The organism is Psychrobacter piscatorii, assembly GCF_904846415.1.
GTDB lineage: Bacteria > Pseudomonadota > Gammaproteobacteria > Pseudomonadales > Moraxellaceae > Psychrobacter > Psychrobacter piscatorii.
The window spans coordinates 79,332-94,230 of record NZ_CAJHAR010000006.1; the positions used below are offsets into that span (position 1 = coordinate 79,332).

Consider the following 14,899-nt stretch of genomic DNA (forward strand, 5'->3'; position numbering starts at 1 on the left):
TTTTCTACACGAGTTTATGAGTAACCAATGATACGTTTAACTGAAATTAAATTGCCATTAAATCATGCACCTGAAGATCTAACGACTGCTATAACGACAAAACTTAAAATCTCTGCTGAGCAAATGGCGTCATTTGTGATGTTTAAACGTGGTTATGATGCTCGTAATAAAAGAAATATCCAATTAATTTATACGCTAGACATCATACTGACCGACTCAGATTTGGCCAATGATTTACTGGTTCAATTTGAGTCAGACAACCATATTAAACCAACACCAGATACCAGCTACAAATATGTAGGTAAAGCACCTGAGAACTTAACTGAGCGCCCTGTGGTTATTGGTTTTGGACCTTGTGGTTTATTAGCAGGACTCACCCTTGCTCAAATGGGTTTTAAACCTATTATCATTGAACGTGGTAATGAAGTAAGACAGCGTACCAAAGATACCTTTGGCTTTTGGCGTCAGCGTAAATTAAACACAGAATCAAACGTACAATTCGGTGAAGGCGGCGCGGGTACGTTCTCCGACGGCAAACTATATAGCCAAGTGAAAGATCCAAATCATTATGGCCGTAAAGTAATGACAGAATTTGTAAAAGCAGGCGCACCAGAGGAGATTTTGTTTGTTAGTAAACCGCACATAGGTACTTATAAATTAGTTAGTATGGTAGAAAAAATGCGTGCCCAGATCATAGAGCTTGGCGGTGAAATCCGTTTTGCTACTCGCGTAGACGACTTGCATATAACTGACTCAAAAGTAACTGGCGTGACGCTGAATAATGGCGAAACCTTGAAAACTAGCCATGTTGTTCTTGCTATTGGTCATAGCGCCCGTGATACCTTCCAAATGATCCATGATAAAGGCGTGTATGTTGAAGCAAAACCTTTCTCGATTGGCTTTAGGATTGAACACAAGCAGTCAACCATAGATAAAGCACGCTTTGGCGACAATGCTGGAAACGAAATACTTGGCGCTGCGGATTATAAATTGGTTCATCACTGCAAAAATGGTCGTTCTGTTTATAGCTTCTGCATGTGTCCAGGCGGAACGGTTGTTGCCGCAGCATCAGAAGAGGGCCGTGTTGTCACTAACGGCATGAGCCAATATTCAAGAAACGAGCGCAACGCCAACAGTGCTATTGTTGTAGGTATCGACCCAGAGCGAGATTACCCAAGTCACCCTCTTGCCGGTATCGATTTGCAAAGACAACTAGAGACTTTAGCGTTTGAATTAGGCGGCAAAGACTACAGTGCACCAGCGCAAACCATTGGCGATTTCTTAAAAGGTAAACCAAATTCAGAATTAGGCGATGTAAAACCCTCCTACACACCGGGCATTACCTTAACCGACTTAAGCAAAGCACTACCAGACTTTGCCGTGGATGCCATACGTGAAGCCATTCCAGCGTTTAATAAAAAAATCCAAGGATTTTCATCTGATGACGGTTTACTCACTGGCGTAGAAACCAGAACATCGTCACCGATAAGTATTAAACGCAATAAAGATTTTCAAAGCATTAATACCAAAGGCTTATTCCCTGCAGGCGAAGGCGCTGGTTACGCAGGTGGTATATTATCAGCAGGGATTGATGGCATTAAAGTGGCCGAAGCTGTGGCGAAATCGATATTGAACATAGAGTAAGAGCGGCTTTAGGCAAACCACAGTATCAACTCTCTTACCTAGATAAAAATATGTGATCGAAAAAGCCTTTCAAGCTTTATACTTAATAGCTTGAAAGGATTTTTTTATTTTGAAGGTGGAGAATTATTCTCATGCTTTCAATAAATTTGGACATCTTAAAAGCATGAGCTGATTGGGTTGATAAGCGATGCCGGATATTCTGTGTTTTGACAATATGCTAGATGAAAATACATCGTAAGTTATGCAATATTATGACGCGATAAGAAGTAAAAAAGCCCCATAATCAGAAGGTTGTGGGGCTTTAAAATAAGCTAAAAATACCATGATTGGTGCGCCCACCACGCAACGACTAACTTAGTATAATCCTTTATTATTAAGGGATAAGGTAGTTAAGTATTTATTTTTAACAACAAATTTAACAACTTCTTAAGGTCTATTGATTTGCCATCCGATTGAGATTGGCTTTTATATCATGAATAACCTGATTTGATAATTCTTTCTCAATGTTATGATCTTTAATAACAGTCAAAAAGTCCTCAGCAACTGATGCTACCTGATCAATAATAGCTTGTGCCTTGTTTCGCTTAATATCAGCTTGCTTCGCCAATTTTAGTAAGTGAGATCGGGTAGGGTATTGAGCTTCACCAGTTACATCCATTTGGTGATAACCATTCATACCTGAGTTATAAGCGAGATCATAGACGGGCGATAACGACCACCTGCCAGCCTCGTCCATCATAAAAGAGAAGTTTTTGCTATGATCGTCTTTATTATTAAAGATGACATTAAATACAGCATGTCTAAAACCCTCTTCTACAGCAACTTGCGATTGAGTCAACATACGCACGCAGCGCAAATACTGCAAATAATCTATTGAAGGAATGCGAAAGTCAATATCTAACAAACCCGCCAGTGTATGAGTATGAACGCGTTGATTGCCCATGCGGTCAAAACGCTCAACCCCAAAAGCAGCATGTTGTTTACCGATATCAAAATAATGATGCGCAGGCATGTTTAGGCCTGCTTGCTTAGCCATATCAGCATAAAGTGACTCTAATAGACAAACGCTTTTATGCTCAGATTGGGCAGGGAACTTAATCAGCCACGGCGTTGCGGATGGCTGTTCGCTTGTTAAGTCCGTAGCAATAAACTCGGTTGCTTCATCATATAGGACAAGTGCTTTTGGCCTTGCGCCTTGTGGTGAGCCACCAATGACGATGAGCTCAGCCAGTATGTCACTATCTTGTCCAGATAAAATCGATTGATTGGCAGCGGCTAGTTTAGATAAAGTAAAATCAGTGATATCTATATCAGCGCCTGACAGGTCTTGTTGTGGCTCAAAGCTAAGCGCACCCATTGCAGAATCACCAATATAAGCCAAACGATCCAAAACATTCACTTGTTGTGCAGAGCTGTCCATAAATTTGCGAAAAAACCTATCCATTAGTAGCATTCCCCAACCATCGGGTAAGCTGTCTGATAATAATCCGCATAAGTAATGGCTCGACGCATGAGTACCATAATACGGTGCTGCTCGTAATGGCATCTCAATGGGTGACAGCTCCAGTCCATCAGCCAGCCACGCTGCATCATAGCCAAAGGTAGGGCGTCGCCCATCCATTGTTAATTTACCGATAAGACGTTTGTCCCCGAATCCCTGGTAGTAAATATTGACAATTGATATCGGTTGATACACTGAATTGGTTACCTTATGTCAGCTTTTATTTGAGGCACGCAAGCGCGAATTTTTCTTAGCGATAACCTCTTCTATGTTGGTAGGTACTATATCAAACAATTCAGCAAAGTGATGGACCATGCCAAGCCCCATAGCGAGCCTGATCACGTTATCTAATGTACCGCCTTGACCTGATTCAATGCGAGCTACAGTGCTGACGCCAATACCTGCCTTCTCTGCTAAGGCGGCTTGTGTTAAGTTTAATGCCAATCGCTGCGTTTTTAAGCGTTCACCTAAAATCTCGGCAATCTCACTTGGCGTATAAAAATCAAACCTTACATTCATAATTTAATCAATCATATAAGAGTGTTAAACCATTATTTTAGCACTTAGTCATTCAAATATGAATGCTTGTTTTTCTGAAATAAATAATTAGCAAAAAATATTTGTAATTAAACCCCGATATTAAAAAAGTCAGCTAAATAATTTTAAAGATAATAAATGTTTGGTAGGCTATAACATCAGCGGCTAGCGATGACTTTGCACTCAAGATTTTATCTCTTTATGCTGTTGAAAATATTCTATTGTTGATAATGTTGTACGCCAAAAATCTAAGACTGCGGCACCTGATAAAAGTATGACTATCAAAAAAATACTTGATTTCTTCAAGAGCGGCCATAGTGTTAGGGCAATATGTTTTCTTCAGCCTAGCCTAGCCTAGCCTAGCCTAGCCTAGCCTAGCCTAGCCTAGCCTAGTATTGTAGCTAAGCGTATCACATCATCAAGCAGCATCACTTTAACAGCTCAGTTAGTGGCAAAGGCAACTGCTTTGATAACGCACACATAGAAAGCTTTTCGGGTGAGGAGTACTGCTCCTCAAGTAAGAATGAGCTTATGTATCATCAAGACTTTGAAATAAGAACTGGAGCCATCAACGATATTATTAAGTATGTTGAGCTTGATTATAATGAGGAGCGATTAGCAAAGCACTGCTTTGAAACGAGAATTAAAAAAGGTTTAAACTATAGATCGCCAAGGCAGATGTGGTTTGGTTATTATCGTTAGGTTGCATAACTAAAGTGTCTCAAGTTTAATTATATGGATTTGAGGGCAGGGTTCACTACGGTTTCTTCAGCATAGCTCAAGCAGTGTGACAGAGCCCATCCCGAATTCTGTTTAACTACCAAAAAAATGCACTGTGAAGTACACTACAATTATTTATATAACTCTAACCATTACTACCAATAGTCTACAGACCAAGATCCAAGTCCTCACTAGGGTACCGAATCAATGGAGGACTGATTGGTTAGCCATAGGTATACTCAATAAAATTCAGAGGAGCAATAGACGCTCTAAAAAACAGCGTACGTTCCTGCGTCATTTAGTGTTTTTAACTCTTTTACGCCTGCTGACTCCGACTGTAAATCCTCGATTTTGGATTGTCATTAGTAAAGTAAAAGCATAACTAATGGAGGCTAAAAGGGTATGTATCTAAACCATCAAGGCTTAGGTGGGTTTATTATTTTAGAATAATGAGCATGTAACAGTTGTATTAATTCCTCATTGGTAGCAATTCGACCTTCCACAAAATCGTCAAAAAGGTGCTGAGTGTCAGGGTTTGCAGGTATATTGTCTACTGCAAAGCTACCTGCAGTAAATGCGTTGCTATGCCGGCGCTTCGCAATTTCGGCTTCACTTACAAGGATAGGGCGATCATCAGACATTTTTCTTTCCATTTCATAAATTAAAGCAGTTGTCGCAATTTTTGCGATAACTGCATTTTAGAAAATGATGTAACTGTCGCAAAATTTGCGATAGTTGCCCATTAACCATTTCTCACTATTTTTTGGGCTCTCGATTTCTGCGTCATTTAGTGTGATAGCGTGCAAATGGTACTTAAACGTTAGATATATATGGAAAGCTCACAAGATTTTAGAAGTCATTGAACAGAATAAAATATAGCCGTGATCAAATTCCTACCAAACTGAGATTTTCCCAAACTTTGCGTAAATATTAGTGCCGTAGGTAAAGGTCTTCGATGAATTCTACACGGTAAATATATGGCAGCAGTTACCAAATATACTAAAATCTAGAAGAGTAATACACGCTCTGAACCGTCCCGGGATTGTCGGAAACTTAAAGAATGAATATTAATATTTTTAGTTATTTCGTCCCCTGCATAAGAGAGCCCATCCCAGATTCTGTGTAACTGCCCTTTAGATTAAATGCTTACTGATACGATCATCAAACATAATCATAAAACGATTAAGAGCAGCCGTCCAGTTACGAATTGGCAACGACCACTTTTTGGATACCTGCTGGGTGGCTAAGTACACCACCTTGAATGCGGCTTGATCAGATGGGAACACCTTACGCTTATTCACCGCCGTCCGAATGAGACTATTCAGTGATTCTATAGCATTGGTGGTATAAATGGCTGTTTTAATGTTTTTAGGATACTCAAAGAACACCGTTAAGCCCTCCCAGTTGCTGCGCCAAGACTTGACCACGTGCGGGTATTTATTATCCCACACCTTATCGAAATGCTCAAGATCGGCCTCTGCTATCTCAAGCGTATCAGCGCCGTAGATGGTCTTTAAATCAGCCCCTACTACTTTAGCGTTGGGATAGACGGTATTAATGTCATCAGGGAAGCCTCTTAAACCATCGACAAAGGCAATGAGGATACCTTGTACTCCACGGTTTTGTATTTGCATCAGTGGTAGATGAATACTGTCTTGACGCGCTGAACGATATTTTTAGCTATAGCGTACCGTGGCAGGGCAGTCAGTCTGTTGTCGAACGTTTTACCAAGCTAAATGGTTTGGTAGTGCTTAGACGTGATGATGAGGCCTTGTCAGACAGGCTGATACGGATTATCTATGCCAATTGGCAAGCGCTGGCAAGTGAGCGCGGGCTGGGATTTTTGCAGTTTGTTCTTGATATGCTATACCCCAAACAAAATGAAATTGTGAGGCTTTGGCACTCTAAATCCTTAGCGCACAAATACCCCTCATATCTGACCGATACCGCGCGTATAGATAGATTTTTGACCAGTCGTATTCGTATTAAACTTGATGCAGTGGTAAATATCTGCGAGCTGTCAGAGCTTGCTCCTACATTATCACGGCTTGTGCTGTGGCAGGTTGTGCCAGAGATTGCGGTTAACCTACCATCAACTCAGAATATGGACGTCAAGGTTGCGGTGGCTGGCGAGGTTATCGCAGTAGCTGATTTTTCCCCTTTTTGAAATATTTAAGAATAAATTTGACATCTCATAACCCTAGGGTTATATTGTACTTAATAATTTATAACCCTAGGGTTATGGTTGTTATAATAAAAATGAATTTTGATTATAGGAGGTTTTTATTAAGTCATCCGAGCTTATAGATATGCTCATAGCAGATGGATGGTATTGGGTCGCCGCTAAGGGTAGTCATTTTCAGTACAAGCATAAAACTAAAAAGGGCAGGGTTACTGTCCCACACCCTAAAAAAGACCTACCGAAAGGTACTGTTAATAGTATTTTCAAATAAGCTGGATTGAAATGATCCAGTGGCTTTAGCAATAGTTAGCTTTGTTTGCAAACGAAGCTAACGTTTGACTACAGCTAACTTGTAAATACTAATAAAAAATCTGTTTTGAAATAATCTATACCGTTGAATTAATAAAACCTATATAAAGGAGTCTAGCCATGTTTTATCCTATCGCAATCGAGAGAGGAGATAGTTATACAGCGCATGGTATCCGTGTACCTGATTTACCAGGATGCTTTTCTGCTGCTGATAACTATCAAGATGCTGTTGATATGGCGATTGAAGCTATCGAGCTGCATTTAGAAGGCTTGGTAGAAGACGGAGAACAAATTCCACTTCCTTCTGATATCGGTGCTTATATGGATAATCCAGAGTACGAAGGTGTAACTTGGGCTTTAGCGCCAGTCGATGTAAATCGTTATCTCGGAAAAACTGAAAAAATCAATGTAACTTTACCAAGTCGTCTGATTCATATGATTGATGAGAAAGTTGCAAGCAATAAAGAACGTTATAAGAGTAGAAGTAATTTTATTGCATTATTAGCAGAAAAGAATTTTTTTGCACATTGATATTAGCTATTTAATAAAAAGCCTCGCATTAGCGGGGCTTTTTATTAATGGTAAAAAATACAAACATTTTATTTCAACCCTTTAAGTAGCATATTTCTTGCGTATTCTACGCCAGCAGCTTCTTGCATTTCTTGCCAGCTTTCGTAAGTAGTATTTTCTTGGATAAAGCTTTCCCACTTTTCGTCTGGAATAGCCTCAAAATCTTCGTTTGATTCAATCTTGAACCCAGAAGCATTAAATAATTCATCAAGATTGGACAGGTGATGTGACTTATGTTCGTATCAAAATCGGCTGGTGTTACTTAGCGGTATTATTAGATTTGTTTGCACGACATGTGGTGGGCTTTAGTGTCTCAGACTCACCTGACAGTGTGCTGACTACTAAAGCACTACAGATGGCGTATCAGACGAGACTTAAACCCAGTGGTGTCTTGTTTCACTCAGATCAAGGAACACATTACACTAGCAAGGCATACGCTGAATCTGTGTCTAGTTGTGAGGGCATGACACAAAGTATGAGCCAAAAGGTAATTGTTGGGACAATGCACCCACTGAGCGCTTCTTTAGAAGCTTTAAGACAGAATGGATGCCTAAGGGTGGCTACGAGGATACAGCTGAAGCGTCAAGTGCTATTAGCGATTATATCTGGGGTTACTACCAAACGGTAAGACCGCACAGCTTCAATCATTATTTATCGCCGGCTGAAAAAGAAAGACGTTACTTTAATCAAAACCTCTTATCAGGTGTCCTAAATTAGCTGATCAATACACCACCATCAGTCAATTTGTATGGATTATCAGCAGGCTTGGCCTGTTTAACTTGCGAGTCGGTCAATGGTTTTATTATTTTAGCCATTTTGACGGTATCCTATTTGGCGGTATCGATGGATACCGTCTATAATACCGTTATTATTGCCGCGTACAAGTAGCAGATACCGTTATTAATCGTAAGCTATCGTGTAATAGACAATAAAAAACCCTTGTAGCGCGTGGCATACAAGGGATTATCGGTAATTAAAATTATATTTGATGGTGCGCCCACCAAGACTCGAACTCGGATCGATCGCTTAGGAGGCAACTGCTCTATCCTGTTGAGCTATAGGCGCATTATGGAGTGACATTGTAGGAAAAAGCCGCCATAAAAGCAATCAACAAAAGACAAATAGGGATAATTTGTCATTTATCTCCATTGCTAAGAGCATCAGCGACATCTACTGGATTATCACCTGATGCCTTTTTTGCCCGTGATGTTGGTTGAAACAAGTCGTTCACGCTATTCTCATAACCATTAATATTATAATAATCGTATTTTTCTAAAATACCTTGGCCCGTACTAGAGAGTAAGAAATTGCGAAAACTAACGGCAACAGTACGGTCTGTCAAAACAACGCCTTCGAGCTCCTGCTTATCTTTCAAGGCATAATTAAAAGAGGTTAGTGTACGTGCCTCTTTATTATCGTTCTCGGTAGTTGCCTGCTCACTATCAGTATTTCCGCTATCGGTTTCATCCTCTGTAATAATTGTATTGGTGTTTTCCTTACTCTGGTTATCTTGGTGTTGAGACGCTGTCAGCTCTGCTTGTAACGGCGCGAGACGATCTGCCGATAGCCTATCATTTGCGATAATGACGTCTGTATTAAAAGCGGCGTCGCTGTCGTTGTTAGCAACGATATTATTGTTTGATAAGGTCAAAAGTGTGTTTGGCGGCACATAGTTTGCCAATACTTGAATATGAGGATAACGAGATTCAAAACTGACAATAATATCGTCCAACGGCACTTGCAGATTCTCTGCTGCACGGACATACAGGACACTATCAGGCACAGTTTTGGCAGTCTCATCGCCTTTAGCAGTTACAGACTCATTCTCACTTGCCATGATAGGTAGCGGATCTATATTCTTACGATTGTGGGTCCACAACCACGTAATCAGAGCGATAAAAATTGCTAGCAGCAATAAAATTAGCCCAGCCAGTAGCAGCTTGTAGTCTTTCATATATTACCGCTCTTTTATTAATAGATTCAGCTCAAAATTTACACAACACACTATAGGTGATATATGGCTTGAGTCAAAGCTTTTGATCGAGTACTTCATTGGTTAACTCTGTCAACATCTCTGCAAACACATCCGTGTTCACAAAAAAAGGCATAGAAGCTGGGGTTTTATTCTCAGTACGGTTATTACTAAGCGAGGCAGGCTGGCTATCAATCGCTTTTGCATAGGCTGTCGCTTGATGTGCAGCTAATGGCGACTGGCCGATCATGAGCTTGTCTTTTAGCCATTTAAACCCATGCGCCTCCCACCATGCTTCAAAACGCGATAAGGTGCTACCACGTACTGCAACAGGCAAATCTAATGTACGTAATTTTTGTGCCAATACAGGATCGCTAATGGCTTGGTGAATGCTCAGGTAAAGTGAACCACTGTCGTCAGTATAAGGACGTCTGTTTTGCCATGATTTATCATCGATTTTCATACGCGGTAATTGCCATAGCTCACCACGATAGTAAACAACGTATAAACGTTGTTTAGGATGAACAAAGATGGCATCAATAGGACGCAAAGGCATAATGTTAAATCATCTCGTGATAATGAAGGTTAGGTCGAAATAAGGTATAGAAAATAACTTAAAAGAGCGGCAATGTATATTTTATTATCATAATTATGAGCAGTGCTACAAAGCGACATTAGATGTCGCAAGATAGTATAATGCTGATATCTATACTGGTAAACATCGAATATCAGTGGCACACTGACAGAACATATACGCTATTTATGAAAGCGTATTGTACATCATATAATGCTAGCAGAAATGCATTACAGTGACGACTGCCAAAGATGTATTGATGAGTATCAATTCAGGCTTCATTGCTACTTTCTATGGCACTTTTATTACAAGTGTAGTGACTGACAGGTTAGCTGTAACCAACAGTGGCTCTCAGCGCTTACTCTTATTCCAATCAGATTATTGTCTATGTTTACTATCATTCAGTCACATCGTACCGAAAATCTCGTTGACCAGCTATTGGTGCAATATCAATCAAAGAGCCAGAACATTTTTGAACCCTTTATCGTTATTGTACCGTCAATGGTATTGGGCGATTGGTTGGATAAAACCATTGCTAGCCGTGCTGGCATCAGTACATTGGTACGTACCAAATTTTGGGGTCAGTATCAGTGGACACTCATGCAGGATGTGTTAACTCGCCATAATACCTATTTATTAGAGGTTAATCCTGACGCAGCAACCTTAAACGTGCCCGAAGTTGCCGTGCTGTCGCCAACGGTGATGCAGTGGCGACTATTCGGATACCTAACTTACTATCAATCGTCGATTGTCAATGATGACACGCATCCTGTGCACCCGTTGTTAGCATCTTTGATTGACGAGCCACAAGAAGGGGTTAAGCAAGATAAAGCGCAACAAGATGCCCGCATTTGGCAGCTGGCAAGCGATTTGGCAAGAGTATTTAACCGTTACTTGACTCACCGTGAGGATTGGCTGGCGCTATGGTCGCACAACAAACCGCTTGATGTGGATAAACTAATCGCAGATAAAGATGCATTGTCCCTACGTTTTGATCAGTATGCGCGCGGTACGCCTGAGTGGTTGGTGGCGCACTATGTAGAGCTAGAGGTTGCACAGCGCTTTTTGTGGTCGCATTTATTTGCTGATGTACATCAGCACCGCGTGGCAATTGAGAATACCTTTTGGTCAGCGCTAGAAAATAATAAGGCAAATGAGCGTGCCAAGCTACCCAAAGTGCTGCGTATTTTTACCATTCAGCAATTGCCACAGACTGAGCTCGATTTTTTACAGCGCTTGTCAAAATATATGAACATCACGCTACTACACTACAATCCCTCAAAGCTGTTTTGGGCAGATATTGTCGATAAAGCGTGGCTACAGCGCCAACAGATCATTAATCCCCAAAGCGTGTTTTTACGTGATTACGGGCACAGTTTGCTGTCACGTTTAGGCAAACAGTCTCGTGATACTTTTGCAATGCTCGCTAATTTGTCAGGTAATGAGCAATACCAAGAGGCGCTGGTGGAGTGGCAAGATAACTTTAGTGATAGGTTTGACGGCGAAACTGGTAGTGTCATTGAGGGCAGCACCAGTAATAGTGATGACGATGCTAGTTTGCAAGCAGCAGAACATAGCCCAAGTTTATTGCGCCGTTTGCAAAACGATGTGTTGATGCTTGATGAGCAATCAACTCAGAAAGCGACAGCGGCAAAAGTCTCAGAAGCCGTCAGCAATCAAATAGCATTGGATTTTGAGCAAGAAACGTCATGGTATGACGATGAGGTACTAGAGAATAAGCGTTTCGAAAAAGATCGCTTTTGGGCAATCTCTTCTCAAGACAATAGCCTAAGCATTCATTCTTGTCATAACCTACAGCGCCAACTTGAAGTACTGCGTATTATGATTGGTCGTTGGCTCAATGAGCCCATCAAGTCTGGTAAGAAAAAGCGCCATATATCAGACGTTGTGGTACTGCTACCTGATGTTGAGCGTCATCATGCGCTGATTGGCTCTATTTTTGTTAGTGGCAAAGGTCAAGATGGTTTGACTTTACCTGCTAAGGTGACTGGTGTTGTCGATGCTGATATTCGCCAGTTATGGGAAGCGATTATTGGGTTCTATAAGCTGCTTGGCAGTCATAGCGCCCGTTTTGAAGCGGCTGAGGTTTTAGACTGGTTGATGCTGCCGCCCTTATTTGAGAGTTTTGGTTTGACCCATGAGCAGATGAGCCGTGGTTGTGACTTGTTGGTGGAGGCTGGATTTATCCGTGGGTTTGATGAGCGCCATCTGAAACAAACCTTAGATACTAATGACTATGATTATCGCTTTAGCTTCGCACAAGCATTAGACAGACTGACTTTGGGATTAATCATGCCAGAGGCGAGTCTGAGCGACTGTCTGTATCCCTTAGCTCAGGAGGAATGGCCGAGTACGGCTATGCCTGAGATGAGTATACCGCTCGCGCAAGTCAGTCTAAATGATGCCATGATTGTAGAAGCGCTTTGCCGTATCTATACTGGCTTGGTAGCAAGGCGTGATGACCACACACAAAAAATGAAGGCGGAAGATTGGCTCGATCAGATTGAGAGCCAAGTGATTCATCGCTACTTTGGCGATGTCGATCAAACGCGTACGATGCGCGCCATCTATAATGCCATGAATGGTTTTAAATCGAGCTTACGTGCCAATCGTCACTATAGACAATACTCCAGTGGTGATACTAATAGGGTAGAGGTGGAGCAAAAGCTGGCAGGCGTCGAGCAGTTACCGCTAAAGCTGAGTTTTATGCTAGACAGTATCGAAGCTGAGCTTGAAAGCCAGCAAGTCAGTGCGGAACCGACGGGGGTGATCACTTTTGGTCGATTTGGTGCGCTACGCAACGTACCATTTGAGTTGGTAGTGATGCTCAATATGGATCTCTCTGAGTTCCCAGGGCGTGATCGTGATAACCGATATGACTTGATTAAAGCGACCAATTCACGGCGCGGTGATAGAGTCAGTGAGGATGACGATAACGGGGCATTTTTGGATGCCCTACTATGTGCGCGTAGTGCGTGTTGGATATTCTACAATGGCCAAAGCTTGACCGACACCCATGAGCATCTACCAGCGAACCCAGTGAGTGAGCTGCTACAGTTTTTGCAAGGTGAGGTACAGTGGCAGGTCAACTCGCTTGATACTTTGCCTGAAAGTATTGATCCAACGACAGAAAGCCTTAAACGTTATTTACCAAAGCTCATCAAAGAGTGGCTGGTCACTGAGCATCCAGCACTACCTTTTCACAAGAGCTTGTTTGAAGTAGATATTGAAGGGGCTTCTGAGAAAAAGACTGATACGTCCAATGTCAATGCTGATCCAAGCAATACGTCTCATGATGTTAGCGATAGCAACCCTGATACTACTGTAGCCGATGAGCTAGATAGGTTGCTAAATAAAGCCATGCGCAAAACCAAGCTGGCTCAGAAAAAGCAATTCCCTCCGGCGCCGCTGTGGCAAGCGGTGTTTGAGACACTACAGAAAAGAAGATCTAGCGAGCATCCACAACTGATTGGTCTGCCCACAAAAATACAGTACGAAGCCATTGCTCAAATGCTGGGTCATCGCTTGGGTGGACTGGGGAACATAGATCATCAAATCGTGTCTACATTAGCCAATATGCTAGGGCTGGATACTTTTGTTGATGCTAATGATGTCAGTGATATGAACCAAGCGATGCGTGACGCTGTATTCAACATTGGGGAGATAGATGTCGAAGGTATGTTGGTGTATCAAGTGCGCCACCCTGCCAAAGCGTTTTTACGGTCTCAAAAAGTGCATGTGGTACAAGGTGAGGAAGCGATGGCGCATCAAGAGCCATTGTTTTTGGATCACCTGACAACCTATCAGATCAAAGATCATTTGATTAAAGAGCTGGCCACCGATAAGCGTACGGATAACACGGCTCAGCAAGACAGCTCAACGTTGATGTATCAGAAAATCATACCAGCAGGGGTGGCGCGCCAAACCACGTTGCCCAACCAACAACAAAAACTACAGCAGCAGTGTCTAGAATTTGAAGAACAGTTGATCGCTAATGGTTTTGGTGAGCGTGTTGTACCTAATATAGGTAGAACAGAGGGTATGGCAGATTTGCAGTTACTTACCCCGACCATAGAAAAACCCGTTGAATTGTCAGATTTGGCGGCTGTGCTCAATCATGTGAATAACGACCATGTGAATAACGACCCAAACAGTCCGATAGACACAGACGCATGGCTTAAAATTCTACCTAAATCTATTAAGATAAAAGGCCCTGTACCAATATTAGCACCAGTATCGGCACAATCGGATGTTCATACTCAAGAAACAAGTGGCTATGCTGAGCAGTCACCCAAGCAGTGGTTAAATATACTGCCCAATTCTGCCAGTCCAAAACATCTACTCAAGTTTTGGTTGTCCCATCTATATTGGCAGGTTGCCAGACGCACCACGGCTGAGCAAGTGGCGTTAGATGATGGCGTGAGTATTTGGCGCTTTAATAAATCCAGCTCAAAAGTAGATACCTACAAAAATTTCATTGCATTTAAACTCAGCCCAATCGTCTATGAAGATGCAGTGATAGAACTGATAAAGTGGGCGATTTTTGGCAACCTAGCGGGTCAAACCCCCATCACATTACTGCCTGAGTATGCGCTCAATTATCTGGCTAAGTGCTCAAAATCTCAAGAAGATGATAATGAAAGTGGCAATTATTGGCCAAAACGAGCAGACTTCTCAGACTGGCTAAGACCTAATTATAACTCAGACATGGTATACGATACTTGCTCGCAGCATGCCATTTGGCAATATGTACTGCGTGATCAAGATGCCTTTAGAGCCTTATCAGCGGCGTTAACCACCTTGGCGCAACCACTATATGAGCCAATGTTTACGGCACTAAAAGGATTGGATAGCTAGACCTTAGTGTCC

The 14,899-nt window shown here is 41.9% G+C and carries 10 protein-coding genes, 1 tRNA gene and 4 pseudogenes; 8 read left to right on the forward strand and 7 right to left on the reverse strand.

The features are described 5' to 3' along the window. Positions 1–27: 27 nt before the first annotated feature. The gene (locus tag JMX83_RS04355) at positions 28–1,644 is read left to right on the forward strand and encodes an NAD(P)/FAD-dependent oxidoreductase (protein ID WP_201599329.1); all 1,617 of its coding nucleotides are present in this window, start codon (positions 28–30) and stop codon (positions 1,642–1,644) included. A 433-nt stretch (positions 1,645–2,077) separates the two neighbouring features. On the opposite strand, the gene JMX83_RS04360 is transcribed toward JMX83_RS04355, so the two are convergent. Together JMX83_RS04360 and JMX83_RS04365 are read right to left on the reverse strand one after the other, a co-directional pair. Continuing rightward, complete coding sequence (locus JMX83_RS04360) at positions 2,078–3,340, reverse strand: type II toxin-antitoxin system HipA family toxin (protein ID WP_227675727.1); 1,263 nt, start codon at positions 3,338–3,340, stop codon at positions 2,078–2,080. Between the two features lie 18 nt (positions 3,341–3,358). Further along, positions 3,359–3,664, reverse strand: a complete 306-nt coding sequence (locus JMX83_RS04365; protein ID WP_201599331.1) for a helix-turn-helix domain-containing protein — start codon at positions 3,662–3,664, stop codon at positions 3,359–3,361. A gap of 423 nt (positions 3,665–4,087) precedes the next feature. On the opposite strand from JMX83_RS04365, the pseudogene JMX83_RS15190 reads away from it, so the two are divergent. After that, positions 4,088–4,384 (forward strand): annotated as a pseudogene (locus tag JMX83_RS15190) (hypothetical protein); the annotation flags it as partial. Between the two features lie 434 nt (positions 4,385–4,818). On the opposite strand, the gene JMX83_RS04370 reads toward JMX83_RS15190, so the two are convergent. Further along, on the reverse strand, positions 4,819–5,043 hold the full coding sequence (locus JMX83_RS04370) for an antitoxin VbhA family protein (RefSeq protein ID WP_201599332.1): 225 nt from the start codon (positions 5,041–5,043) through the stop codon (positions 4,819–4,821). A 492-nt stretch (positions 5,044–5,535) separates the two neighbouring features. Next, positions 5,536–6,039, reverse strand: a pseudogene (locus tag JMX83_RS04375) (transposase); the annotation flags it as partial. On the opposite strand from JMX83_RS04375, the gene JMX83_RS04380 reads away from it, so the two are divergent. The 5 genes and pseudogenes from JMX83_RS04380 to JMX83_RS15435 form a co-directional block, all read left to right on the forward strand. Beyond that, complete coding sequence (locus tag JMX83_RS04380; RefSeq protein WP_201599333.1) at positions 6,039–6,569, forward strand: hypothetical protein; 531 nt, start codon at positions 6,039–6,041, stop codon at positions 6,567–6,569. The pseudogene JMX83_RS04375 and the gene JMX83_RS04380 sit on opposite strands and share 1 nt — an antisense overlap. 118 nt (positions 6,570–6,687) lie before the next feature. Further along, positions 6,688–6,855: a type II toxin-antitoxin system HicA family toxin gene (locus JMX83_RS04385; protein ID WP_201599379.1), complete on the forward strand. Its 168-nt coding sequence runs from the start codon at positions 6,688–6,690 to the stop codon at positions 6,853–6,855. Positions 6,856–7,013: 158 nt separating this feature from the next. Further along, positions 7,014–7,424 (forward strand): type II toxin-antitoxin system HicB family antitoxin, encoded by a 411-nt coding sequence (locus JMX83_RS04390; protein ID WP_201599334.1) that lies wholly within the window; start codon positions 7,014–7,016, stop codon positions 7,422–7,424. Positions 7,425–7,665: 241 nt separating this feature from the next. After that, positions 7,666–7,935, forward strand: a pseudogene (locus JMX83_RS15430) (DDE-type integrase/transposase/recombinase); the annotation flags it as partial. Between the two features lie 53 nt (positions 7,936–7,988). After that, positions 7,989–8,180: pseudogene (locus JMX83_RS15435) on the forward strand (IS3 family transposase); the annotation flags it as partial. 272 nt (positions 8,181–8,452) lie between these two features. On the opposite strand, the gene JMX83_RS04400 reads toward JMX83_RS15435, so the two are convergent. The 3 genes from JMX83_RS04400 to JMX83_RS04410 all read right to left on the reverse strand — a co-directional run bounded on the left by JMX83_RS04400 (position 8,453) and on the right by JMX83_RS04410 (position 9,991). Next, a tRNA-Arg gene (locus JMX83_RS04400) sits at positions 8,453–8,528 on the reverse strand. Between the two features lie 70 nt (positions 8,529–8,598). Beyond that, on the reverse strand, positions 8,599–9,417 hold the full coding sequence (locus tag JMX83_RS04405; RefSeq protein ID WP_201599336.1) for a hypothetical protein: 819 nt from the start codon (positions 9,415–9,417) through the stop codon (positions 8,599–8,601). 73 nt (positions 9,418–9,490) lie between these two features. After that, complete coding sequence (locus JMX83_RS04410) at positions 9,491–9,991, reverse strand: hypothetical protein (RefSeq protein ID WP_201599337.1); 501 nt, start codon at positions 9,989–9,991, stop codon at positions 9,491–9,493. A 405-nt stretch (positions 9,992–10,396) separates the two neighbouring features. Here JMX83_RS04410 and JMX83_RS04415 point away from each other — a divergent pair, with 405 nt between their 5' ends. Then, positions 10,397–14,887 carry an exodeoxyribonuclease V subunit gamma gene (locus tag JMX83_RS04415; protein WP_201599338.1) on the forward strand — a complete coding sequence of 1,497 codons (4,491 nt, stop codon included), beginning with the start codon at positions 10,397–10,399 and terminating at the stop codon, positions 14,885–14,887. The last annotated feature ends 12 nt before the right edge of the window (positions 14,888–14,899 follow it).

Coding starts and splice junctions, on each gene's coding strand:
- JMX83_RS04355 (WP_201599329.1), top strand. CDS start 28: ATGATACGTTTAACTGAAATTAAATTGCCATTAAATCATGCACCTGAA.
- JMX83_RS04365 (WP_201599331.1), bottom strand. CDS start 3,664: ATGAATGTAAGGTTTGATTTTTATACGCCAAGTGAGATTGCCGAGATT.
- JMX83_RS04370 (WP_201599332.1), bottom strand. CDS start 5,043: ATGTCTGATGATCGCCCTATCCTTGTAAGTGAAGCCGAAATTGCGAAG.
- JMX83_RS04390 (WP_201599334.1), top strand. CDS start 7,014: ATGTTTTATCCTATCGCAATCGAGAGAGGAGATAGTTATACAGCGCAT.
- JMX83_RS04405 (WP_201599336.1), bottom strand. CDS start 9,417: ATGAAAGACTACAAGCTGCTACTGGCTGGGCTAATTTTATTGCTGCTA.
- JMX83_RS04410 (WP_201599337.1), bottom strand. CDS start 9,991: ATGCCTTTGCGTCCTATTGATGCCATCTTTGTTCATCCTAAACAACGT.
- JMX83_RS04415 (WP_201599338.1), top strand. CDS start 10,397: ATGTTTACTATCATTCAGTCACATCGTACCGAAAATCTCGTTGACCAG.